This window comes from Gluconobacter morbifer G707, from assembly GCF_000234355.1.
Taxonomy (GTDB): Bacteria; Pseudomonadota; Alphaproteobacteria; order Acetobacterales; family Acetobacteraceae; genus Gluconobacter; species Gluconobacter morbifer.
Genome location: NZ_AGQV01000005.1, coordinates 1 through 22,903 on the forward strand (window position 1 = coordinate 1; position 22,903 = coordinate 22,903).

21 protein-coding genes and 1 pseudogene are annotated in these 22,903 nt (G+C 59.3%); 10 read left to right on the forward strand and 12 right to left on the reverse strand.

Annotated elements, in window-relative coordinates; all coding sequences use genetic code 11:
* Positions 1-47: 47 nt before the first annotated feature.
* A complete protein-coding gene (locus GMO_RS07520) occupies positions 48-560 on the reverse strand; it encodes a hypothetical protein (RefSeq protein WP_008851743.1) in 513 nt (170 codons plus the stop codon).
* Positions 561-799: 239 nt separating this feature from the next.
* On the opposite strand from GMO_RS07520, the gene GMO_RS07525 reads away from it, so the two are divergent.
* Positions 800-2,917: a S9 family peptidase gene (locus GMO_RS07525; protein WP_175282598.1), complete on the forward strand. Its 2,118-nt coding sequence runs from the start codon at positions 800-802 to the stop codon at positions 2,915-2,917.
* 123 nt (positions 2,918-3,040) lie between these two features.
* Here the strand turns inward: GMO_RS07525 and GMO_RS07530 are convergent, their stop codons facing one another.
* The 5 genes from GMO_RS07530 to GMO_RS07550 all read right to left on the reverse strand — a co-directional run bounded on the left by GMO_RS07530 (position 3,041) and on the right by GMO_RS07550 (position 8,476).
* Positions 3,041-4,528: a glucosyltransferase domain-containing protein gene (locus tag GMO_RS07530; RefSeq protein WP_008851745.1), complete on the reverse strand. Its 1,488-nt coding sequence runs from the start codon at positions 4,526-4,528 to the stop codon at positions 3,041-3,043.
* Between the two features lie 186 nt (positions 4,529-4,714).
* Positions 4,715-5,665 (reverse strand): efflux RND transporter periplasmic adaptor subunit, encoded by a 951-nt coding sequence (locus GMO_RS07535; protein WP_008851746.1) that lies wholly within the window; start codon positions 5,663-5,665, stop codon positions 4,715-4,717.
* Positions 5,666-5,683: 18 nt separating this feature from the next.
* Positions 5,684-5,884, reverse strand: coding sequence for a DUF1656 domain-containing protein (locus GMO_RS07540; protein WP_008851747.1), 201 nt, complete (start codon positions 5,882-5,884; stop codon positions 5,684-5,686).
* Positions 5,878-7,887, reverse strand: a complete 2,010-nt coding sequence (locus GMO_RS07545; RefSeq protein ID WP_040508670.1) for an FUSC family protein — start codon at positions 7,885-7,887, stop codon at positions 5,878-5,880. Before GMO_RS07545 ends, GMO_RS07540 begins: the two co-directional genes overlap by 7 nt.
* Before the next feature lie 169 nt (positions 7,888-8,056).
* Positions 8,057-8,476, reverse strand: coding sequence for a hypothetical protein (locus tag GMO_RS07550; protein ID WP_008851749.1), 420 nt, complete (start codon positions 8,474-8,476; stop codon positions 8,057-8,059).
* A 220-nt stretch (positions 8,477-8,696) separates the two neighbouring features.
* Between GMO_RS07550 and ykgO the strand changes: the two genes are divergently transcribed.
* The 3 genes from ykgO to GMO_RS07565 all read left to right on the forward strand — a co-directional run bounded on the left by ykgO (position 8,697) and on the right by GMO_RS07565 (position 9,800).
* Positions 8,697-8,822, forward strand: coding sequence for a type B 50S ribosomal protein L36 (gene ykgO, locus GMO_RS07555; RefSeq protein WP_008851750.1), 126 nt, complete (start codon positions 8,697-8,699; stop codon positions 8,820-8,822).
* 17 nt (positions 8,823-8,839) lie between these two features.
* Positions 8,840-9,505: a tetratricopeptide repeat protein gene (locus GMO_RS07560; RefSeq protein ID WP_008851751.1), complete on the forward strand. Its 666-nt coding sequence runs from the start codon at positions 8,840-8,842 to the stop codon at positions 9,503-9,505.
* A 64-nt stretch (positions 9,506-9,569) separates the two neighbouring features.
* On the forward strand, positions 9,570-9,800 hold the full coding sequence (locus tag GMO_RS07565) for a hypothetical protein (protein WP_008851752.1): 231 nt from the start codon (positions 9,570-9,572) through the stop codon (positions 9,798-9,800).
* Between the two features lie 50 nt (positions 9,801-9,850).
* On the opposite strand, the gene GMO_RS07570 is transcribed toward GMO_RS07565, so the two are convergent.
* Entirely contained in the window at positions 9,851-12,091 is a 2,241-nt protein-coding gene (locus GMO_RS07570; RefSeq protein ID WP_040508672.1) for a primosomal protein N', read from the reverse strand.
* 33 nt (positions 12,092-12,124) lie between these two features.
* Between GMO_RS07570 and GMO_RS07575 the strand changes: the two genes are divergently transcribed.
* From GMO_RS07575 to GMO_RS14180, 5 genes are all read left to right on the forward strand, one after another.
* Positions 12,125-13,078 carry a tyrosine recombinase XerC gene (locus GMO_RS07575; RefSeq protein ID WP_008851754.1) on the forward strand — a complete coding sequence of 318 codons (954 nt, stop codon included), beginning with the start codon at positions 12,125-12,127 and terminating at the stop codon, positions 13,076-13,078.
* Positions 13,075-14,004, forward strand: a complete 930-nt coding sequence (locus GMO_RS07580; RefSeq protein WP_008851755.1) for a retroviral-like aspartic protease family protein — start codon at positions 13,075-13,077, stop codon at positions 14,002-14,004. Before GMO_RS07575 ends, GMO_RS07580 begins: the two co-directional genes overlap by 4 nt.
* Before the next feature lie 601 nt (positions 14,005-14,605).
* Positions 14,606-16,375: an alginate export family protein gene (locus GMO_RS07585; RefSeq protein ID WP_245528458.1), complete on the forward strand. Its 1,770-nt coding sequence runs from the start codon at positions 14,606-14,608 to the stop codon at positions 16,373-16,375.
* A gap of 71 nt (positions 16,376-16,446) precedes the next feature.
* Positions 16,447-17,613 (forward strand): dynamin family protein, encoded by a 1,167-nt coding sequence (locus tag GMO_RS13890; RefSeq protein WP_008851758.1) that lies wholly within the window; start codon positions 16,447-16,449, stop codon positions 17,611-17,613.
* A 256-nt stretch (positions 17,614-17,869) separates the two neighbouring features.
* A complete protein-coding gene (locus tag GMO_RS14180; protein WP_139064412.1) occupies positions 17,870-18,127 on the forward strand; it encodes a hypothetical protein in 258 nt (85 codons plus the stop codon).
* Here the strand turns inward: GMO_RS14180 and GMO_RS13895 are convergent.
* A pseudogene (locus GMO_RS13895) lies at positions 18,092-18,253 on the reverse strand (transposase); the annotation flags it as partial. The gene GMO_RS14180 and the pseudogene GMO_RS13895 sit on opposite strands and share 36 nt — an antisense overlap.
* 150 nt (positions 18,254-18,403) lie before the next feature.
* Between GMO_RS13895 and GMO_RS07595 the strand changes: the two are divergent.
* Positions 18,404-19,189, forward strand: a complete 786-nt coding sequence (locus GMO_RS07595) for a meso-2,3-butanediol dehydrogenase (RefSeq protein ID WP_008851760.1) — start codon at positions 18,404-18,406, stop codon at positions 19,187-19,189.
* A 69-nt stretch (positions 19,190-19,258) separates the two neighbouring features.
* Here GMO_RS07595 and GMO_RS07600 read toward each other — a convergent pair whose 3' ends face one another.
* From GMO_RS07600 to GMO_RS07615, 4 genes are all read right to left on the reverse strand, one after another.
* The gene (locus tag GMO_RS07600) at positions 19,259-19,762 is read right to left on the reverse strand and encodes a hypothetical protein (RefSeq protein WP_040508673.1); all 504 of its coding nucleotides are present in this window, start codon (positions 19,760-19,762) and stop codon (positions 19,259-19,261) included.
* A 77-nt stretch (positions 19,763-19,839) separates the two neighbouring features.
* A complete protein-coding gene (locus GMO_RS07605; RefSeq protein WP_008851762.1) occupies positions 19,840-21,186 on the reverse strand; it encodes an ammonium transporter in 1,347 nt (448 codons plus the stop codon).
* Positions 21,186-21,524, reverse strand: coding sequence for a P-II family nitrogen regulator (locus tag GMO_RS07610; RefSeq protein WP_008851763.1), 339 nt, complete (start codon positions 21,522-21,524; stop codon positions 21,186-21,188). The genes GMO_RS07605 and GMO_RS07610 overlap by 1 nt, the downstream gene beginning before the upstream one ends.
* A gap of 112 nt (positions 21,525-21,636) precedes the next feature.
* Positions 21,637-22,848: a mechanosensitive ion channel family protein gene (locus tag GMO_RS07615; protein WP_040508674.1), complete on the reverse strand. Its 1,212-nt coding sequence runs from the start codon at positions 22,846-22,848 to the stop codon at positions 21,637-21,639.
* Positions 22,849-22,903: the final 55 nt, after the last annotated feature.

The following is a 22,903-nucleotide window of genomic DNA, read 5'->3' on the forward strand; positions in this document are numbered from 1 at the left end:
GTTTTTTTGTTGCTGGCCGTCCCTGAGCAGGAACGCCTGCCGGGGTGTTATTTCCCGACGACGGCGCTGTTTCCCATAACCTGAGCTTTCTTGACGAGCTGATTGCAGAGCATGACGCGCTTGGTCTTGCCCAGCGTCGTGATGTCAAAGGTGCTGTTGCCCTCGGTCTGAAGCAGGCCCTTGCCACCCAGCGAGTAGAACTGGTCGTTCTGCACATCCGGGCGTTTGGCCAGCGTACGAGACGCGACGATGGGTGCCGTACCGAGAACAAGCTGATTGTGCAGGCAGTAATAGGTCAGGCCCGCGACGTTGCCGGCCTGCGCGCCCTTGATGGAGGGGAGGCCATAGGCGTCGAGAGAACCGGGCGATGCCGAGGTCTGCACGCCGTTCACGCCGCTGACGGCCTGGACATGGTTAGGGGTGATGACAGCCTGTGTGCCGGGGGGCACGGTGGCGACCGGACGGGTCTGTGCTTCAGCAGGAATTGTCTGTGCGGAGACCGCACCGGAAAATGCCAGAGCAGCAAAAGCAGAAAGAGCAAAAGTATTTTTCGTAATCATGATAGTTTTCTTTCCATATTTGAGATGATTACGTGACAGTCCAACTGGGTCTGTATCATCCCGTACCCTTGCAGGGTACCAGTGTGATACAGACCGTTGCGGCTATAACACCATATTTCATTCGCAGTTTCTTGATGGATATCATTTTTCCCTGAAATCCATTCTGCTCTTTGCCATGCCGTGAGGGTTGATGCATGGGGCAGATTGAGTCTGCACGTTTTCTGCGCCAGAGTTCTGGCATGTCAGATCATACCCATACCCTGCCTCTTCCGCCCTCTCCCCGCCGCGACCCCGTCACGATCAGGCAACTGGGCCGGACCCGCACGGATTCCTATGCCTGGATGAAGGACGAGAACTGGCAGCAGGTTCTGCGTCATCCTTCCGTCCTGCGAGCGGACATTGCCGACTACCTGAAGGCGGAAAACGCCTATCAGGATGCGGTCCTGAAAGACATGGAGCCGCTGCGGGAAGAGCTTCTGAAAGAGATGATCGGGCGCGTCCCGCCAGCCGAGGAATCCGTCCCGGTTCCGCATGGACCATGGGAATATTACAGCCGGTTTGCCGAAGGGGCACAGCATCCCATTCGCGCACGGCGACCGCGCGGGGGCGGAGCCGAGCAGGTGCTGCTGGATGCGGATGCACTGGCGAAGCAGCATGACTATTATACCGTTGCCGCGGCGACCCATTCGGACGATCACCGCTATTTCGTCTATGCGGAAGACGTCCAGGGATCGGAAGTCTATCGCATCCAGGTCGAGGATCTTGAGACCGGGGAACTCTGCGCTCCGCCGGTGGAAAGTGCGACCGGCAGCTTTACCATTTCCCCTGACAGCCAGTGGCTGTTCTGGATTTACCGCGATGACAATGGCCGGCCCTCGCGGATCTATCGCCGCCCGCTGACGGGTGGAGACGATGTGCTGGTCTTTGACGAGACCGATCCGGGTTTTTTCCTGAGCATCGCCACCACGGCATCGCGGAAATGGATCATCATCGAACGGGGCGATCATGACACGAACGAGACGCTGCTGATCCCGGCGGTCGATCCGACGGCAAAGCCGGTTGTGGCGGCGCCGCTCATCCGTGGGGAACGGTATTCCCTGACGCACTGGAATGACCGCTTCATCATTCTGACCAATGTGGGTGGCGCGGTGGACTTCCAGTTCATGCAGGCACCTGAGACTGCCACGGGGCGGGAAAACTGGATGCCATTCGTGCCTTACCGGGTTGGCCATTACCTGCTGGGCGCAAGCGCGTCGCGCGATCATCTGGCTTGGGCGGAGCGACGGGACGGGAATATCGATATTCTCGTCGTGGAGGCGGGCGTAACAGGCGATGTGCGGACACAGGCGCAGACCATCCGCATGGATGAACCGGCCTATGACCTGACAATGCAGGGCGCGCTCGAATATGACCGCCCGACCCTGCGTTACATCTACGAGTCCCCAACCACACCGGCGCACTGGTATGATTACGACATGGCGACGGGAGAGCGTGTCCTCCGCAAGGTGCGAGAGGTGCCATCCGGACATGATGCCTCGCAATACGAGACGCGCCGCCTGTTCGCTACCGCTCCGGATGGAGAGCAGGTGCCCGTGACAGTGCTGATGCGCCGCGGGCAGACACTGGATGGTTCCGCGCCGCTGCTGCTTTATGGTTATGGGTCTTACGGCATTGCGATTGACGCCAGCTTCCTGACGACCGTGTTCAGTCTTGTAGACCGGGGCTGGATCTATGCCATTGCCCATATCCGTGGGGGATCGGAGAAGGGCTGGAACTGGTTCCTTGAAGGACGCGGAACGAAGAAACCAAATACCTTTACGGATTATATCGCTTCGGCCCGGCATCTCGTGGCTGAAGGCTACGGGTCAGCCGGGCGCATCGTGGCGCAGGGCGGGTCCGCAGGCGGGCTTCTGATGGGCGCCATCGTCAACATGGCGCCGGAGTTGTTTGCAGGCATTGCGGCGCAGGTGCCGTTCGTGGACATGCTGAACACGATGTCGGACGTATCGCTGCCGCTGACGCCGCCGGAATGGCCGGAATGGGGTAATCCGCTGGAAGACCCTGCGGCCTATGACCTGATTGCCAGCTATTCGCCCTATGACAATATCGGGCCAAAGCATTACCCGCCTGTTTTGGCCATGGGGGGGCTGTCCGATCCGCGCGTGACCTACTGGGAACCTGCAAAATGGATCGCAAAGCTGCGGGAAGTTGCATCCGGAGGTCCGTTCCTGTGCCGGATCAACATGGAAGCCGGACATGGCGGCTCCTCCGGACGTTTCAAACGTCTTGAAGAAGTGGCGCTGGTGCAGGCCTTCGCCATCTGGGCGATTGATCGTGTAGGGCAGACCGGGAAATGATGCGGAGCGGCTGACGGTACGGTCCGGCGATTCAGGGCGCGGACTGGAGTTCAGGGGCTCTGCCTGAACAGAGCACTTCTTTTCGGGGTGTTCCCTGCCTGTGTGATCAGGAGATGAAACGGGTCAGGCAGGAGCCTGTTTCAGAACGAGGTCAAAGGCGTGCCCCTGATGGTAAAGCGCGAAGCTGGGGGTCTGCCGGACCAGCGTCGCCGGTCCAAGGAACTGTCTGGCGGCACTCCATTCGGCTGGCGTGTGTTCGCGACTGTCCACACCGTTCTGGCGGAACATCACGAAGCCGAAGATATCGTCGTCATGCAGCCCTTGTCGGGGAAGAAGGCGAGCAAGGACCGGAAAGGCCGACACGGCATTCCGGACGACGGGAGAACTGGCCTCGTCACCATAGATGAACAGATCGTCTCCCTTTTTGAAACCGGCGTCATCGAGAACGCCGGCCAGACGTTGGATCTGCGCGTTTTCAAAGCGGGTCTGTTCCTTCAGGGCATTACCATAGCTGTAGGACAGAACGAGGAAATACAGTACCGGCAGCGCGGCAAACCAGCGCATTTTCCGGAAAGGGCCGAAGAGGAAAGCCAGGTTGCCCAGCAGCAGACAGGCCGAAAACGACATGAATATCCGCGGTTCATAGATCGGATATTTCAGGAGCAGGATGATCCCGGACAGCAGGACAACCAGCATGACCGGCACCAGCAGCCCGACGCTTCCGGCCAGTACGGACAGGAGACGGCGCTCCCGGATGCACCGCAGACCGATCCATCCGGCGTAAACCGTTCCAACGGCATAGAACAGTCCCAGAAGCAGGGCGGGACCAGGTGTCAGAAGGGGGCGGAGCAGCGCCATCGTCCCGGAAAGGTTGATGAGAAGTCCGTCCGTGTTGACGTCCTGCCAGCCACGCATGACGGCGTGCCCGTCCTCGTAGGAACCATGGACGAAGTGCCGCGTGATCAGGACATGATAGAGGATGGCAGCTACCAGCAGGGCCAGCATGTTCCGCCCCATACACCGCCAGACGAGCGGGATGCTGGTCGTCTGGCAGTCACGCAGGAACACAACGAGGGACACGGCCACGAACGTATTGATCGCAGGCTGGTAGAACGCCATGACGCTGAACAGAAGGGCGACTGCCGTCCCGGACTGGCGCCATGGGTGATCATTCTCCGAACGTCCGATGGCGAGGACGGCGCAGCTCTGGGCCAGCAGCATGGGCAGGGCGTCAAACTGATAGGACAGGTTCTCGAGAAAGAAGGGCTGCACCACCAGCGGTAGCGCGCACAGAAGGAGCGTAACGCTGTCGGGGTACCGTTCACCGCTCAGCCGCCGTGCCAGCCAGACGCCCGTCAGGGACAGGGCCAGAAGACCGAGAAACTGCCCGAGGGGAGCGATGTTCTGAATGTTTCCGACCCGCAGATCGAGGGCATTCATCAACAGGGTTGAGAAGATCCGCCCGCTCCGCCCCCAGGCATAGCCGTGCAGGACGCGGGCGTTATCGTCCATGTAACCGCAGTTCGCGAGAGCAATCGGAAAAAAAAACAGGATTTCGACGCCAGCGACGAGGGCAGTCTGCGCAGCGATGCTGTTTCTGGGTGCCGTCATTCGTCCAAGCTCATGCCTCGTCGGGCCTGATTAGAGGAAAGCCGGACGATTGACGATGACGTTTTGTAAAATATTGTCCCGTTGCAATACCCGGAAACGGAGGAAGGTCTGGCACAGGACCTTCAGGCTCAGCCCTGCCTCCTCATACTTCCCTGTAAGACAATGTCAGACGCTGCATCCCTCCGGTCAGCGATGGCCGACCAGATGGCGCAGGTCGTCTCCAAAATGCTGGAGGGCATCCTGCGTGGAGCGGTGACGGCGGTTTCCTTCCTCGGAGACAATCGTGACGGTGGCGGTCATGCCGGCGGCCAGCGTCAGGTCCTTGGGGACCGTGTCGATCTTTACACGGACGGGAATACGCTGCGCCAGCCGGACCCATGTATAGACCGGATCGACAGTCGGGAGCCCCTGCTTGTTGACCAGTGCATTGTTGCTCGCGATGCCAAGCGTCACGCTCTCCACATGGCCGAAGAGGGGCTCGTGGAAGCCCATGAGGTCCATGCGGACGAGATCGCCTTCCTGAAGGCCATGGACCTTTGTTTCCTCAAAATAGCCATCCACCCAGAAAGAGGCCGTATCGATGATGTGGATGTTCACGTTGCCAGCGGTCGCAAAGTCACCGGGCCGCATGATGAGGTTGGTCACCACGCCATTGATCGAACTGCGGACCTGCGTACGCTCCAGATTGATTTCCGCCTGCCGCAGAGCAGCCTGTGCCGCGTTGTACTGCGCCTCTGCCTGCTGGGACATGGCCACGTATTCCAGCTTTTCTTCCTTGGAGACCGCCGTACCAGGAATGGCGCGCCGCCACTCGGCCTGGTTGACGCGGAAGGCCCAGTCCGCCTTGCGCTCGGCTACCTTGGCGCGTGCGGTCTCAAGCTGGACCTTGAAATCGAACGGATCGATTTCATACAGCACGTCTCCCTTATGGACGAACTGATTGTCCTGCACCTTTACATCCAGAATCTGGCCGGAAACACGCGGGGCGATGTTCGCCACCTGCACGCGGACCTGTCCGTTCCGGGTCCAGGGAGACGCGGTGTAATAATCCCAGAGGATGATGACAACCACGGCGGCCACGATCAGGATGCAGAGGGTAACCGAGAAACGGATCAGGCGATGGGCACTGGCAAGCACGGAACAGAAGCCTTGTCGTCAGAGGATGAGAGTGTAGAGGCCGATCAGGCAGATCAGGAGACCGAATTGCGCCAGAGGCGGATCCCAGACAAAGCGCCAGAGATCAAAGAGCGCGAGCGTCCATCTCAGGATGGCCAGCGTCAGCAGGGCAAGGGCCAGGTTGATGACGAACGCCGAAACCAGCACGCCATCCAGATCGATGACCTGTGTCGTCACCATCTTTTCCGTCCTATTCCATAACGATGCACTGCCGCCCGGTTGTGAACCAGCAGGGCGCGGACAGCTTCCAGCCCGCCGATGCAGTTGATCAGCAGGACTTCTTCCCCTTTCACACGCTGGGCCAGACGCTGGAAGAAGAGTTCCTGAAGGTCGGGAATTTCCGCTTCCAGCAGGCCCAGTCGGTCATGTGACATGGCCCGCCGTACGGGACCGAGGAGCGGGCGCAGAGTAGGCACATGACCCGCATCGTCCAGATAATGGCGGACACGGGCGATGGTGCTTGAAAAATCTTCCAGCCCTACGAACTGGTCGAACACCCGTTTGGGAGCGAGGCCTTTGCTGTTCATCCGGTTCGTCCACAGAAGGAACTGGCTGAGGCGGTCATATTTACGGCTCAGCAGCGCAGGCCCCATCTTCTCACCGTGCCATGAAAGCTGCTGTTCCAGATCATGGGCGATGGAGACGGCAAGCCTGAAACGGTGACGGCGTGCGGTCGGTGGCCAGAGCAGAACCAGAAGAATGAAGGAAATGACGGCTGAGAGGGCATAGAACGTATTGCGCGTAATGAAGGCCGTCGGGTCATAGTTGTGATGGTTACCCAGACCGATGAAGACCAGAAAGAACACCCCATAATTGAAGCCGATGGCGCTGGTTTTCGGGTTCATCAGCAGAAGACAGCTTACGATCGTCTGCGGCAACAGGACGAGGGCGAGCGTGAACATGCTGCCGACATGGGGCAGCACATAGAAATCCAGCCAGGCCGAGACGAGAATTCCGGCGGGCATTCCGATGATTGCCCCCTTACCGAACTGGGCCGTATCGAGCGCCGTTGACGCCAGCGTCAGGACAAGGGCCGTCTGAGACAGGGCAGTAAAGGAGGCGGGAATGCTGGAGCCGACACAGATTGCAGCGGTGATGCTGAAGCCCAGCAGGACGCGGATGCTGTTGATGAAGGCGGTAACGTAATCCGGTTCGCTCTCAAGCTGCGCCAGCTTGAGGGCATCACCCGCAGGCGTGGCCCGCAGCAGCGTGTTCATGCCGGTGCGGATGTGCAGGCGATTGCTGAGGAGGGTCGAACTGCGTTCCAGAAACCAGGCTTCACGCGCCGTCGGGAAATAATCAGGGTCTTCGTGGCGGATATCATCAAGAATGGTGTTCATCGTCTCCTTGCGGTCCGTTCCATCCTCGCTGCGCTCATGCCAGGCCCGGATATGACGGATCAGCAGGTCGGAAATGCCGCCGCGTTCCAGAAGATAGGAGATGGCGCGGCTGCATGTCAGAACAGTCAGCATTCCGATGATGCCGAGGCGGGCGCCGGCCATGCGCAGCCGTCCGCGCTCCACTTCCGTCCGGGCGTAAGAGATCTGGGTCATGAGGGCAAGGATTTCCGCCGCCAGGCCTGTCATCTCCGCGGGCGTGGGAATGGGCTCTCCCATCAGGGCGTTTTTGCCCGTCTGCCGCACACGATGGGACAGCAGCTCCATGCTTTGCGACAGACGCTTCCAGGCTTCAGGGGATCCGGCGAGGATGTTGACGACGGCAACAGCAGCCACGCCAATGGCAATGGTGGAGGCGCGCGCGATACTGACTGGATAGACGTTCTGCGGATCGTCCATGGTTGGGATGGCCACCAGCGCCACGGTATATCCCGCCAGCAGGGCACCGTAGGACCGGAAGTCGCGCTCGAGCGAGCCGACAAAGGCACAGCCGGCGATCCACAACGCCGTGCCCCCGAGGAACAGGGCGCGCTCCTGGTTGAACATCGCGACAAGGATGATGGACACGCTGACGCCGAGGAACGTCCCCGCAAGGCGGTAGAGCGCCTTGGACAGCGCCTGTCCACGCAGGGGCTGGGCAAGGATCATGACCGTGACCCCCGCACTGGCCGGCGCATCGAGCTGCGACCAGAACGCCGTGGCCAGAGCCAGAACCAGCGCCAGCCATGTCCGGACACTGAAATGGAGCCAGCCGGGCCGGAACACAGACTGAAGCGCCGAAGTCAAGAGAATGTACTCCTGCCCAGCAAATCCTTCATCCCGATATCCGTCCCATGACCTCACTCAACAAAATACGAGCGCTATCCTAGTCCTGCTGTTTGCAAAAGGTTAGCCCCCGTCTGCTGTTGACATACTTTGACGAGGTTCAAGCGAGTATTCAGATGATGCGAAATGATTATTCGTCGAGAGGTGGAAGGGCAGTGCAGGCCTTTGCCAGATTGGGCGTTTTACTGGAGTCAACGTCCCGGCAAAGAGTTCGCGCGTCGGCACCACACATATTCGTGACATCCTCCATCTCGGAAGACAGGACATCACGCGCCACGGCGAGATCTTCGTTGTGTTCGCTGTCGCTGCCCTCTTCCTTGCCCAGAACGTCCTGGGCCTTGTGCATTTCCTTGAGGGCGTTAATGCAGGAATCGCTGGCCTGGTCAGGATTGGCCTGAAGCACTCTGAGAATGCGGTTGATGTTCACCCCCTGCTGGTTGATGGTGGGATCATCATCATTGGTCTTGGCGCCTTCAGCAGCATGGGCAGGCATCGTCGCGAGAAGGGGGCCAGCCAGCAACAGGACGGCCAGAAAATGGCTTTTTTTCATAATGAGGGGTACGTTAGGGGAAAATCCGGATCGCACAAAGGGCTTTACGCCTGCTGTTGCAAGTTGTTGAAAAACCCCTCCGCTGCCTGTTTTCCCCTGTAAAACCGCGCGCGCAGCTTGACTCATGGAAGAGCGCTCGTTAAGCGGAGCCATTCTTTTGCGGGCTTTCCGGCCCGCTGCCCGGCCCGCAGGGCCATACCGTCGAGAGCCTGGAAACACCATGAAGATCCGTAACAGCCTGAAGTCCGCCAAGGTCCGCGACAAGGACTGCCGCGTTGTCCGCCGTCGCGGCCGCGTTTATGTCATCAACAAGAAGAACCCGCGCCTGAAGGCACGTCAGGGCTGATTGCCTTGCATCGCCGGATGACGGAAAAACGGCGCTGGCTGCTGGCTGGCGCCGTTTTGCTGTCTGCACCGGGGAAGCTTTCTGCCGCGCCGCCCGCGTCGGCCCCGCCCGCGGTTGCGCCCTCGCAGGCCACGAAATCTCCGGCTCCCGCTTCCGGCAAGACACAGCCAGAGGCCTCTGCCCGTCCGCATCGCCGGACGCTGCATGAGCGGCTCCTGGCGGCGGAAAAGGCTCTTGCCATGGCGGGGAACGAGAAACAGGCCCGTGAACTGGCAGACCAGGCCGAAGCTCTGCGCAGCAGGGCCCTGACAGGCAGTACGCGGATGCTCCTGACCGATTCGCAGGAGGCTCTGGGCAAGAACGATTTCCAGACCGCCGAAGAAGACATGACCTCGGCCCTGACGATCCAGCCGGATCAGTTTATCCTGCGTCGCCAGCGTGCGGCCGTGCGGCTGGCTGCGGGAGACAATAACGGGGCGATCGAGGATCTCGGAATCGAACTCCAGTCCGACCCGGGAGACCCAACGGCATGGGGAATGCTGGCCGAGGCGGAGCATGAACGCCACGAGCCGGACGCCGCGCTGCGCGCCTATCATCAGATGATGCTTCTGGACCCGAAAGCGCCGGATGCAGACAGGCAGCTTAAAACCCTTCAGAAAGAAAAAGAAGGACAGGAGGACTGAACCGCCGCGCAACCTCTTGCATCCGGCCGTGTTCGTTCCCTGATTCCGGTATCAGGAGGATTCCATGACGACACATTCCACAACCGTAGAAAAACCCGTCCAGAAACAGAGCTGTTGCAGCCGGATGAAGTCCTGCTGCAAACATGCAGGGCGCGCCCGCGAGATCGGGCTGGCAGGCATGACCGCCATGGCGACATTCGGACCGAAGCGCCTGCGTCCCTACTTTCAGCAGGTGCTGGCCGTGATCTCGGTCGTCACCGCAGCGGTGCAGTTCTTCCGCGCACGCAAGGGCTGAGACCGCACGGGGCGTTCGGTGAGCGCCCCGTTCACAAATGTTGTTCCAGCCTACAGGAACGAGATCGGATCGATATCGATGTCGATCTTTGCGCCACCGGCCGGTTTGATATCAGCGAGCCACTGACGGAGAATCGGCTGAACGGCGATTCCCCGCATGGTCCGCAGCAGAAGACGCCTGCGATGGCGTCCCCTCAAAACCGAAAGCGGCGCAGGCGCGGGCCCCAGTACCTGTACCCCTTCCCTCTCCGGCGCGGCCAGGGCGAGTTCCCGCGCCAGAGCATCTGCTCCTTCCGCGGTCGGAGCGCTGACGATCAGCGCAGCCAGCCGGCCATAGGGAGGCCAGAAGGACGGCCTTCTCTGCTCGGCCTCCTGCTCCATGAATGCCTGAAAATCGTTGGAGACCAGCGCGGTCATGACCGGGTGTTCCCCGACATAGCTCTGCAGCAGGACACGTCCCCGGTGTTCCGCACGTCCGGCGCGTCCGGCAACCTGATGCAGGAGCTGGACCGTCCGTTCCGCCGCCCGCAGGTCACCACCTCCCAGCCCCAGGTCAGCATCCACGACGCCGACGAGCGTGAGCTTCGGAAAATGCCATCCCTTGGCGACGATCTGCGTGCCGATAATGAGGTTGACCTCCCCATCCGAGATTTTTCGCACGGCTTCGGCCGTAGCCGCAGGAGAACCGAGTGTATCGGATGACATGACCAGAAGCTTTGCATCCGGAAAACGCATCCGGGCCTCTTCCGTAATGCGCTCAATCCCCGGACCGATCGGCACAAGGGAGTTCTCGGCATGACACTGCGGACATTCGGAGGGGATCCGCTCCGTATGTCCGCAGTGATGACAGGTCAGGATACCGCGCGCGCGATGTTCCACCAGCCAGGCCGAGCAGTTCGGACATGCCATCCTGTGTCCGCAGGCGCGGCACAGCGTCAGAGGGGCGTAACCGCGGCGGTTGAGGAACAGCATGGCCTGTTCCCCGGCCTTCAGGGTTTCATCAATCGCGCCGCACAGCTTCGGGGACAGAAACAGGCCCCGCTCGGGCGGGTCGCTCCGCATGTCTATAAGAGAGACATCCGGCAACGTGGCGTTGCCATGACGGGAGGTCAGGATTTCGTGGCGATAGCGGCCTGATTCCACGTTGGCGAGCGTTTCGAGCGAGGGGGTGGCCGAGACGAGGATGGCAGGCGCTTTTGCCAGGCGGGCGCGGACCACCGCCATGTCCCGTCCGTGATACATGACGCCGTCTTCCTGCTTGAAGGCGCTTTCATGCTCTTCATCCACAACAACGAGGCCCAGATTCTCAAAAGGCAGGAACAGGGCTGAACGCGCGCCCACAACCACTCGCGCCGTCCCGTCCGCCACGGCACGCCAAGTTTCCCGGCGGCGTTTGCTCCCGAGATCGGAATGCCAGACGGCAGGAGCCGCGCCGAAACGTCGGATGAACCGGTCCGTCCACTGGGCGGAGAGTGCAATTTCCGGCAGGAGGACCAGAACCTGCCGTCCTTCGGCCAGACAGGCAGCCACGGCCTCGAAATACACTTCCGTCTTGCCCGAACCGGTGACGCCTTCCAGCAGCGAGACCTGAAACCGGTGCGCCTTCACGGGCGTGCAGAGTTCCTGCGCAACTTCGGCCTGCTCATCCGACAGGACCGGCGCCCCGTGGGTTGGATCAGGCGTGGCGAACGGGGACGCCACTGCGATGACCGCTTCCTTCAGCAGGCCAGCCGTCGCCAGCCCGCGAATGACCGCCGCGCTGGCGCCGCTTCGGGTAGCAAGATCGGCGGTCGTTACCGGTGTCCGGGATGCGACGGCAAGGACGGCCTTCCGCGCGGGCGTCAGGCGCAGGCCGTCTTCCGGAGCGTCGGTCCGGACCCAGCCCAGGGCGGGTCTGGGCGGGTCTTTCAGATGGATGCGCGTCGCCATGGCGAGAACGAGCCCGGGAGGTGTAAGGGTATAGGCCGCAACCCAGTCGATAAAATGGCGCAGGCTGGCCGGCAGCGGACGGACGTCCAGCTTCCCCGCGACAGGACGCAGGCGCGCCAGGGCGATCTCGGGAGAAGGCGGGATGGCGAAATCCTGCGGAACGGTGCTGGTCGCATCCCAGACGCAGCCGATCGTTTCGCGGCGCCCCAGCGGGACGGAGACGAGGTCTCCCGGTTGCAGGGGAATGGTCGCGAGATAGTCCAGCGGACCCGGAAAAGGCAGAGGAACGAGCACCGGAATGCGCGTTCCGGTGACGGGTGGCTTTCGCCGCGGGTCAGGCTTGGGTAGGCTGCGTGATGCCATGATCCTTTTTAACCTCTCCGGACCCGGAACGCCATGATGGCCCTTGATGCCCTGCGGGACTGGACGGAATGGCTTCAGCACGAAAAGCGGTCCAGCCTCCGCACGGTGGAAGCCTACCGGCATGACATCATTCTGGCGTTGAACTTTTTCGGGCAGCATCTGGGGGAAGAGGTGACCCTTCAGGCACTTCAGACCCTGTCCCTCGCCGATCTGCGCGCCTGGCTGGCGCATGAAACGGCGCGGGGGGAAAAGCCGGGCCGCCGCGTCACGAGTGCGGATGGCCGCGCGCGTTCCCGTGCGCGCCGTGTTTCTGCCCTGCGGTCTTTCTACCGGTATCTGGCCCTGCGTCATGACGTCTCCAATCCAGCCCCGTCCCTTCTGGCGACGCCGCGGCTGAAGAAACGGCTGCCGCGCCCGTTGTCACGCGTGCAGGCGCTCAGCGCGCCAGAGGGCATTTCCGATGATGCGGAGACCAGTCAGGCAGCCCTTCGGGACCGGGCGCTCTTCACGTTGCTTTATGGAACGGGGCTGCGCATCGGGGAGGCGCTGGCGCTGGATGTGCGCGATCTGACGGCGGCGGGCGCAAACATGCTCCGCGTCATCGGCAAGGGGGGCAAGGAGCGGCTTGTGCCGCTTCTGCCGGCCGTACAGGAAGCACTGGCGACCTGGAAAGCCGCCCACCCTGCCCCCGCGCCGGATGCGCCCCTGTTCTGTGGTGTGCGAGGCGGGAGGCTCAATCCGGGGGTGGCACAGCGGGCCATGCGGGAATGGCGTAAAGGTGAAGGGTTACCCGATTCAGCTACGCCCCATGCGCTTCGTCATTCCTTTGCGACCCATCTGATGGAAGGCGGAGCCGATCTGCGATCCATTCAGGAGCTGATGGGACATGCCTGTCTCTCCACGACACAGACCTACACGCTGGCGGATGAAAAACGCCTTCTGGAAGTCTGGCAGAAGGCCCATCCTCGGGCAGGACAGGATTCATGAGGCGTTTTCTGGTCGCTGGCCTGTTTGTGGCGCTCTGTGCCATTCAGGGTGGAATACAGGGACTGGCGGCGGCTCCGGTCTGCCAGACGCGGCAGGCCGTGACGCTCCCCCTGCGCGATGATGGAGGCTATCTGAGTGTTCCTGCCACGGTGGAAGGACGGGACGTATCCCTGATCGTGGATACAGGATCGGAAGGGAGCCTCATGACGCCACGTGGCGTGGCGCTGCTTCGTCTTCCTGCCGACCCAGCGCACCGGACCATGATGCTAGGTCCGAATGGAGGGCCCCGCCTCGTGCCTAATGTCCGCATCCGGGAGCTGCGGCTGGGGACGCTCGATCTCGGAAGTGGAACGATGGCCGTGGGTGCATTGCCAGGCTCTCCGACGATCCAGCCGCCTATTCTCGGCCTGCTGGGGGCTGATGTGCTGGCGGATTATGATGTGGAATTCGACGTCCCCCGGCACAGGCTCATCCTTTGGACGGTCCGGGCCGGTTCGGACGTCTGCCGTCCACCGCCGCTCTGGAGCGGAAAATGGCTGTCTGTCGCAACGAAGCAGGAATCCGGACGGCTGACCGTCCCGTTTACGCTCGATGGTGCGACCGGGACGGCACTGCTCGACAGCGGGGCACGCTCCCATATCGTCAGTACGGATTTCGCCCATCGTCTGGGACTGACCGATGAGCAGCTCGGGCGCGACCCCGGCGGCGTAACGGCAGGAGTGGACCTGAATGAACGGCGCTATCACTGGCATCATTTCCAGCGCTTCGACATGGGCGGAATGGTCTGGAGCCACCCGGTCCTGACGGTGGCACCAGTGCATGACCAGGCGGACATGCTGCTCGGGGCAGACTGGTTCGCACGGCACGATATCTGGCTATCCTACGCCACGAACCATGTCTTCGTCCGAGCGGATACCAGCCCTTAGGTGCAGGACTCATAGCCAGAACATGACGTTTGCAGCGAGGCAAATGAGGTGGGCAGGCCGGTCCCTGGCCGTCACACACAACATGCAGCATCGATCATCAGACGCTTCGAACGCCCAGCCCGTTCTGTCAGCGCGACGAAAATCCGGTCGAAAATGCCCAGGCAACCCTGAAGAATGAAACGCTTGTATAAAGTCTTGTGTAAGCCATAGGCTTTTTTCACTGAAGGCCGTTATGGATGACATAGACGCTCCCGCTCAGCTCAACAAATTAACAGGTCCTGAGCCTAAATGCGGCTGATACCCTCAAGTATCAGCAGGAACATAACAAGTGCTCTATATGATGGCTTGGCGTTTGACTGATAACTGATGACGTCCACAGGCGCTTTCTTCAAAAGCGTCTTATTCCGTATCCCATTTCTTTCGGAGACTGGGCAACATGCCCCGAGGCATAATGCATTACCATTCGACCAGATCTTGACATACATTCCGCTTTCATTTCTTTTTTGTAGTGGCAATGGACTCTGCCTGACCTCATTACGTCGAACCGCGATCCTTCGGGGCGCTGATGATTCCTACCTCGCATGCAACCGTGAGGAGGAGTGTGTCCGTCACCATGCCTGTTTTATTCGGTCGAACTTTTTGGTCATGCCAGCATATCTCCCCGCCTGTATGGCGAATTACTGCCGGCATATTCTGGATCGCCATTGCCCAATTTCGGCTCAATACCCTTCATGGCATGTTGTGGTTGATAGCATCCATTGTCACGATTGGGTTCAGACCACTTCCTGCTTTTGCAGCAATAGCCAAGCTGCCTCAGGAAGATACCACTACATCAGCATTCCAAGTGCCGTCGCGAGAAGAAGCTACATCGTCGGCATCTGACACGTGTTCGTCCGGCTCTGATGTGAGGTCGCTCAGTCATCAAGGGAAATGGGGTGTTTTCAATCGTGGTGATGGTTCGGCAGCAGGATTTGGGCCTGTCAAAAATTATGGCACGGAACCTTGGGCGGAAGAGTGGCGGGAGCTTCCTTCCGGGCCATGCTCTCCACACGATCCGCTGGATGCACTGAAACACATCGATCTGAACGATAGCCGCTCCATCTGGCTCAGTCTTTCCGGCGAAACCCGTCTGCGCAACTGGTTCGATTCCAAGCCTGATCTTGGTGCCTATCACAATAATGATTCGGGCCGGTTTACCGTACGCAATCTTTATGGCGCGGATCTTCATCTTGGCACCCATGTCCGCGTGTTCGGGCAACTGGTTAATGGTGAGGCCGCCGGATGGAACGCATTCGGCTACGGTCCTACCTATCGGAAAGCAATCGACCTACAGCAGGCTTTCATCGAAATTACCGGCAAGGCTTTCGGAGCACGACAGGGCTTCATTTTTGGGCGTCAGGAGTTCCTTGATGCACCTCCATATATGCTTTCGAACCGCCAGACACCCAATATACCCATTTCGTGGAACGGCTTCCGTGCCTATTCGGTCTGGAAACGCGTACGTGTCGATGCTTTCGATTTTGTCCAGACTGACGATACTCACTCCGGAGCACAAGATTTCAAAGACACCGAAAATTACAACAATCGCCTTTATGGTGTGAATATCACCGTCGCACCGCCAGATTTGCACGTGTTCGGCGGTATCGGTTGGTCGTTTCTTGATCTGTTTTATATTGGCTACAAACTGGCCGGGCATCCTGCGGCAGCCAGTACAGTGGAGGGCGCGCTCGCTGGATCAACAACCCGCAACAATTTAGGCTTCCGCTGGCATGGAAGCGCAGGACCGCTGGTTTTTTCGATGGGAGGTATCTATCAGGGCGGCATCTTTCACGAAGCCGACAGCAGTATGCGCAGGCCTGTAGCAGCGTTTTCCATCAATACGAGCCTCGCCTACCGATTTCGGTCAGTACCATGGGTACCGCTTCTAGGCATACAGACAGATATTTATTCAGGCGGAGGTGCAAATAGTCGTACCGGTCTTTTGGGAAACTATATCGAGCCCTTCGGACCCAACACGAACTATATCGATACCACGACTTATCTAACCGGCTCCAATCTTGTTGGGGTTACGCCATTTCTTTCATTAAATCCGCTTTCTTTTTTAAATATTTCCTTGAAATATCCGTTTTACTGGCGTGAAAGCACGGATGATGCAGTCTATTCCTATTTCCTGGCCGGACGTTATACTTTTACTCGGCCCATGAGCGGTGGGTTCATAGGCATGGCACCGCAGGCGTCAATGGACCTGAAGATTGGTCGTCATCTTACCTGGACGCAATATGTCGCTCGTTTCATAACCTCCCACTCTCTCGATCGAGTTGGCGGTTCGAGCAGTACGTATTACCAGTCCAATCTCGTCTTCCGTTTTTAGGCTCAGGTTCGAGTTCAGTCAGCCCTCTTTTTCCGAACCACTTGGTTCTTGGCGAGAGAAATATCATCCCGATGGAACTGAAGCAGTATCAAGCTATCAAGTATGCCCTATCTGAGATTGTAAGGGCACTGCCATGGTGCTCTGATACGGCGCTTCGCAATCGAATATTGTTCGAACGTCTGGCCATGGACCGTTTTAATGTCGCGGTCGTCGGTCGTTATAGCCGAGGCAAATCGACGCTTCTTAATGCATTGACCGGTCTTGATCGGCTACCGATGGGAGCAGAACCGCTCACATCCGTGATTACCAGTCTTCGTTACGGGACAGAAGAAAAAGCTATTGTTCACTTTCAGGCGACCTCTCTGACAGAAGATATCCCTCTTTCCGTAATCAAAGACTATGTCACGGAGCATGGCAATCACGCCAACCGACGAAGGATACAAGAAGTTGAAATTATACTACAGTCACCCATTCTAAAATCAGGTTTCCGATTTATTGACACCCCCGGGATAGGCTCTATTATTCACGCCAATACAGAGACGACGCTAGAGTTTCTTTCTGAGATAGACGTATTCGTCTTTGTGACGGCCTGCGATTCTCCGTTAGGTTCTGACGAGAACAGCCTGCTGAGAGAAATAGCATCAATACATAAGCCATTATTTCCCGTTCTGAATAAAGCTGATCTTGCCTCCGACCTGGATCTCTTGCAGAGGTCTGAAGTTCTACACGAGATTTTGCGTGAGAATGGGCTCATGAAGAATGATCAGATATTCTGTCTGAGTGCCGTTCAGGCCCTGGAAGCAAGACTGTCGCATGACGATGACCTGTTGCAGCGATCGGGATTGCTTCTTCTGGAACAGGTTTTGTCAGATTTCTTGCTGAAAAGGCGACGTAAGACATTTCTGACAGATATATGTGCCCGTCTTACAGATGCCGTAAAGCAGGATTCCCCGCGTGATGCTGCGTTCCTGCTTTCATGGGTTGAAAATATTCGCCATGAGGTCGCAACAGATCAGGATGATGCATCTCACGCGGGACAGATCGCACAAGATGTTTTTCGCGGAAAAGTTCCTCCTTGTCCTGTCTGTCAGCATGTCGAGGAAAACGTCTTTGATCATCTGACATTTTTGCAAGGTGCTTTACGTAGTCGTCAGATTGTAAGAACTGCATTTCTACAGGATGGGGGCCTCTGTGCACCTCAATATGCATGCCTTTCAACAGCTTGCTGCGCCTCGTGAAATTGCCACGGCCTGTGCTCCATTATTCATGAGGGAGGCGGCACGTCTGCGTGAGCGTGCGGATGGTATAACCCAGCAGGACTTACCGCAGACATGTTCTGCCTGTGAGGTGGCAGCCCGGATAGTTGGCAAACAGATTGGAAAACTGGCTTACACGATCGAACATGACCCGTCTGCGCTAAAGCGCGCTGCAGGACTATGTCAGCCCCATTTTGAGCGGGTTCTCGAACAGATATCCGATCCTGAGCGAAAAACGTTGGTTCTTTATCAGCAGGCAGCCATTCTGGAGCGTCTCGCTGATGATATGAATGGTTTTGCCCTGAAACAGGATGCCAGTAGAAGCGATGCCATGACACAGTCCGAGCGATATGCCGCACGCTCCGGTCTCGACCTTTGGAGCGGCCTTGCAAATGCCTGGATCAGTCAGCCAATCGTTTCCAACGTTGTCAGGATAAAAGACAATCTGGAGAAGAGTCATTCAGAGGATGACGGTAGCTGCGAGGCAGATGGCTGAGAAGAAAGTGTGGGCACACCGGTTGTAACGCGTTGCGATACGACGCCAGCCCTTGAGTTTCCCGAAAAGGTTCTCGACCCTGTACCGCTTTCCATACGGATGATGGTCGTAAAGCAGTCGTTTCCTTCAGGTTTTTGTTGATGGAATACAGGGCGCAATACCATGCAAGGAGGCATTTCCGGTTCTGCGGCGTCGTTCAGACTGCCCTGTTCCCCCGGCGTATCAAACCTTTCCGATACTGAGGCGTAAGGGGCACAGCACAAAAAGGATTTTCCCATGCCTCTTCAGGGTCTCACACGTTTTCCCGGTCAGGTCGTTCTCGTGACGGGCGCGGCGTCCGGAATCGGGAAGGCTACGGCCCGGCGTTTTGTTCAGGAAGGCGCGACGGTCATTTTCGCCGACAAACAGGAGGAATCCCTGCACGAAGCAATGGACAGGCTGGAACCGGCACAGGCCATTCCCTCCATTACAGATGTTTCAATATCAGAACAGGTTCAGACCATGATCAGCATGGTGAATGAGCGCTTTGGCCGTCTGGATGTGCTGGTCAACAACGCCGGGACGACAGCGCTCGGCACTGTGCTGGACAGTCCCTGGGCAGAATGGGAGCGCGTCTGCGCTACCACCCTGAGCGGGACGGTGGATGTCAGCCGTACGGCCCTGCCTTATCTGATTGAAAGCAAGGGCTGTATCGTCAATACGGCATCTGTCTCCGGGATCGGCGGGGACTGGAACACACCGTATTACGATGCGGCAAAGGGCGGCGTGGTCAGCCTCACGCGGGCCATGGCGCTGGACCATGGGCGCGATGGCGTTCGGATCAATGCCATCTGCCCGTCTGTCACGCGGTCGGAGATGACAAAGGACATGCTGGATAACGAGCCCTATCTTCAGAGCCTGCGGGACAGGGTTGCCCTGGGGTGGATGGGAGAACCGGAAGACATGGCCGCCGCCATTCTCTTTCTGGCCAGCGCGGACGCAGCCTATATCACTGGGCTTATCATGCCAGTGGATGGTGGCACCACGGCTTCCAACGGGCAGCCTCCCTTCCCCACGACCTGATCTGCGAGCCTAGTGCCCTGAAACGAAAAACCCCTCCGATGAGGGAGGGGTTTTCGGAAAACCGGAAGCTTACTCGCCCTTCAGGCGGGCATTGCACTGCGACCAGTACCCACCGCCCTTCTGGATCCATTTCAGGCTGCCATTGCCGCCGCTTGCCTTGTTGGCGTTGTACTGCGCGACGCAGGTTTCCAGACGGGCCTTGCCGGCAGACATGCTGGAGTATTTTGAACTCACCGCGGAGGGAAATACGACATTGCCCGAAGCGGCGACAGGCGCCTTGGCAGGGATGGTTGCCTTCGTGCCGGTCGGTTCAGAGTCTGGCGGGTTGGCCTTCGAGGTGGCCGTTGGTGTGGCGTCTGCTGCCGTAGCCGGAGCGGCGGCCTTGCTATTGTCACCACAGTTGGCGGCCTTGAAGGCCTTGTAGGCCTGCCCGTTGAGGGTGCCGTTCTTCTTGGCCGTCTGGAATGCGACGTGGCATTCCTTGGCGGTCATGGCATGCGCCGGTACCGCCGCGAGGCCTGTTGCAAGAATGGCGGCGAGAGACAGGCGGGACAGTGTGTGGCTGAAAGCCATGGAGAAACATCCTCTGTACGTAACGCAACGGAAGGCTGCGGCCTCCCGTTTTCCGAAGAAAGCCGGCAGGCCGCGCATCAGTTGATGCGCTCACCATGCAGGACCATGTCGAGACCTTCAAGCTCCTCTTCCGGGGAAACGCGAAGCCCCATGACCATGTCCAGAATCTTGAGGATCAGGGTAGTCATGATGACACACCAGATGATCGTCACGCCCACGGCCTCGATTTGCGCAATGACCTGATGAACACTGGCCACGGTGCCGGTGGGATTGGAGGCTGTGGCTGACAGCGGGCCATAAGCAAACGCGCCCGTCAGGATCGCGCCGACGATGCCGCCCGTGCCATGGACACCGAATGCATCAAGGCTGTCATCATAACCGAAGCGGTGCTTGAGCCAGGTGGCGCTCCAGAAGCAGATGGCTCCGGCCAACAGACCGATCACCACCGCTCCGCCAGGCAGGACGAAACCTGCGGCAGGTGTGATGGCGACGAGCCCCGCCACGGCACCGGAGATGATGCCCAGCGCTGTCGGCTTGCCGGTACGCAGCCATTCAACGATCATCCAGGCTACGCCACCGGCTGCGGCGGCGACCTGCGTGGTCAGCATGGCCATGCCGGCGCGGCCGTTCGCGCCCAGTGCCGAACCCGCATTGAAGCCGAACCAGCCGACCCAGAGCAGGGACGCGCCGATGATGGCATAGGTCAGGTTGAAAGGAGACATGTCTTCCGCCCCGATCCCGCGCCGTCTGCCAAGGATGATGGCGCAGACCAGACCCGCGATACCGGAATTGATATGCACGACCGTGCCGCCTGCGAAGTCCACCGCGCCCAGCGCCGCGACCCATCCGGTCGGGCTCCAGACCCAGTGCGCCACCGGCACATAAACCAGAAGCAGCCACAGCACCGTAAATACGCACATGGAGGAGAACTTCATGCGCTCGGCATAGGCGCCGGTGATGAGAGCTGGCGTGATGACGGCGAACGTCATCTGGAACATCAGATAGACGCTTTCGGGAATGGTCATCGGTGCGGCCGCGGGCGTGCCTGCGCCCAGCGTGAAGGCGGTATCCACGCCATCATGGAAACCGTCAGCAATGCCATGCAGGAAGAAACGGGACAGGCCGCCGATCCATGGCGTTCCGTTAGAGAAGGCCAGACTGTATCCAGCCACCATCCAGACCATGCTGGCGATACAGCAGATCATGAAGGACTGGATCAGCGTGGCCAGCACGTTCTTCTTGCGGACCATGCCTCCATAGAACAGGGCGAGCCCCGGAATGGTCATCAGCAGCACCAGGGCGGTGCTGACCAGCATCCAGGCCGTATCCCCCGTATCGATAGCAGGAGGAGTGTCCGGCGCGGCCCATGCCGCCATAGGCAGGAAGAGCGCCCCCGTAGCGGCGGCCAGAGAGAGACGTTTCATCAGAGGGCGGCCTCCCCCGTCTCTCCGGTCCGGATGCGGATCATCTGGTCGAGGCTGGAGATCATGATCTTGCCATCACCGATCTTGCCGGTCCGGGCCGCGGTCATGATCGCCTCGACCACGTCCTCGACAATGGAATCCGCGACCGCGACCTCGATCTTGAGTTTGGGCAGGAAGCTGACGTGATACTCGGCACCGCGATAGATTTCGGTCTGCCCTTTCTGGCGCCCAAAGCCCTTGACCTCCGTGACGGTCAGGCCCTGTACGCCGAGCGGGGTCAGGGCCTCACGGACGTCATCGAGCTTGAACGGTTTGATGATGGCTGTGACGAGTTTCACGAAAAGCGTTCCTCAATTACGGTCAGGCAGTCTGACGGCGAATATGCCCCAGTTCGTGCCAGTTTCATAATGATATTGCCGGTCCGGAGCGTGAAACGATCCTCGCCGCACGTTATCCCTGTTTTGCGGAACCAGCGGCAATATCGGGTCCGCGATAGGGGCCGGTCGAGGGGCGGTTGACGGGAGGGGACATGACGTTATCCGGCCACGGACTCTGATCGGGAGCGTTGGAGACGATGGCGGTCCGTTCGCGCGGCATGCATTCCGGCATTTCCTCGCGGATGCGTTTGAGCAGGCGTTCGCGGATGTCACAGCACAGGTTCCACATTCCGTTCGCATCGGCCGCGCCGGCGATCAGGCGGATGGAAATGACCTGCGCGTTGCTGTCGGCGATCTGGCATCCCAGCGAGGTCTTGTCCTGATCCCAGTCCGGACAATGGGTCAGTTCCTCGTAGAACAGATCCCGCAGGCGATCCATCGGCGTCTGGTAGTCCAGCCAGAGGAAGACCGAGCCGATGAGGGAGGGGGAACTGTGGGTCCAGTTCTGGAACGGATTTTCCAGGAAATAGGAGATGGGCACGATATAGCGCCGCCGGTCCCATGTCCGCAGGACGACGTAAGTGGCGTTGATTTCTTCCACCCAGGCCCAGTCACCGTTCAGGATCAGCATGTCTTCCATGCGGATTGGCTGCGTCACGGCGATCTGGATGCCTGCGATCAGGTTCGACAGGGCCGGGCGGGCGGACAGACCGACGATCAGGGACGCCGCACCCGCTGAGGCAAAAAGCGAGACGCCGAATTTCTGCACCGAGTTGAAGACCATAAGCGAGGACGCGACCGTCAGGACACCGAAACAGATCTCGATCAGGCGGCGAAGGACGCGGATCTGCGTCTGGTGGGCGCGGGCGGTGATGTCATCCGTATGGTCACGGGCACTAATGCGCTCGAGATACTTGTCCGTGACGAAGCGGAACGTCTTGATGATGCCAAAGCCCAGATTAAGGATGAACAGGCAGATGAAAGTCTGGGACAGAAAGATTTCGGTGGAAGGGGTGAAGCCCGTCGTAGCCTGAAGCGTCGCCGTGACAGCGACCAGCATCAGGAAATAGCGGATATTCGTGTGCAGCCGGGCAATAATAGCATGAATGAGCTGGATCCGCCGCAGACCCGGAAGACGCGGCAGGACGTTCATGATGGCACTGCTCAGGAACCAGGCGACGGCAGCAGCGAAGACCAGCAGCATGATCGAGCCCAGTGGCGCGGGCATCCAGTCCACCAGAACCCGCAGATGAGCCACGAGGCTTATGTATCTGTTTTCGATCATGCGCTCCGGTCTCTTCCCTCTGACAGACCGGGCCGCCCTCCTCTCTTCCTTGGAA

Coding starts and splice junctions, on each gene's coding strand:
- GMO_RS07520 (WP_008851743.1), bottom strand. CDS start 560: ATGATTACGAAAAATACTTTTGCTCTTTCTGCTTTTGCTGCTCTGGCA.
- GMO_RS07525 (WP_175282598.1), top strand. CDS start 800: ATGTCAGATCATACCCATACCCTGCCTCTTCCGCCCTCTCCCCGCCGC.
- GMO_RS07530 (WP_008851745.1), bottom strand. CDS start 4,528: ATGACGGCACCCAGAAACAGCATCGCTGCGCAGACTGCCCTCGTCGCT.
- GMO_RS07540 (WP_008851747.1), bottom strand. CDS start 5,884: ATGGTGACGACACAGGTCATCGATCTGGATGGCGTGCTGGTTTCGGCG.
- GMO_RS07550 (WP_008851749.1), bottom strand. CDS start 8,476: ATGAAAAAAAGCCATTTTCTGGCCGTCCTGTTGCTGGCTGGCCCCCTT.
- ykgO (WP_008851750.1), top strand. CDS start 8,697: ATGAAGATCCGTAACAGCCTGAAGTCCGCCAAGGTCCGCGACAAGGAC.
- GMO_RS07560 (WP_008851751.1), top strand. CDS start 8,840: ATGACGGAAAAACGGCGCTGGCTGCTGGCTGGCGCCGTTTTGCTGTCT.
- GMO_RS07565 (WP_008851752.1), top strand. CDS start 9,570: ATGACGACACATTCCACAACCGTAGAAAAACCCGTCCAGAAACAGAGC.
- GMO_RS07570 (WP_040508672.1), bottom strand. CDS start 12,091: ATGGCATCACGCAGCCTACCCAAGCCTGACCCGCGGCGAAAGCCACCC.
- GMO_RS07575 (WP_008851754.1), top strand. CDS start 12,125: ATGATGGCCCTTGATGCCCTGCGGGACTGGACGGAATGGCTTCAGCAC.
- GMO_RS07580 (WP_008851755.1), top strand. CDS start 13,075: ATGAGGCGTTTTCTGGTCGCTGGCCTGTTTGTGGCGCTCTGTGCCATT.
- GMO_RS13890 (WP_008851758.1), top strand. CDS start 16,447: ATGGAACTGAAGCAGTATCAAGCTATCAAGTATGCCCTATCTGAGATT.
- GMO_RS07595 (WP_008851760.1), top strand. CDS start 18,404: ATGCCTCTTCAGGGTCTCACACGTTTTCCCGGTCAGGTCGTTCTCGTG.
- GMO_RS07600 (WP_040508673.1), bottom strand. CDS start 19,762: ATGGCTTTCAGCCACACACTGTCCCGCCTGTCTCTCGCCGCCATTCTT.
- GMO_RS07605 (WP_008851762.1), bottom strand. CDS start 21,186: ATGAAACGTCTCTCTCTGGCCGCCGCTACGGGGGCGCTCTTCCTGCCT.
- GMO_RS07615 (WP_040508674.1), bottom strand. CDS start 22,848: ATGATCGAAAACAGATACATAAGCCTCGTGGCTCATCTGCGGGTTCTG.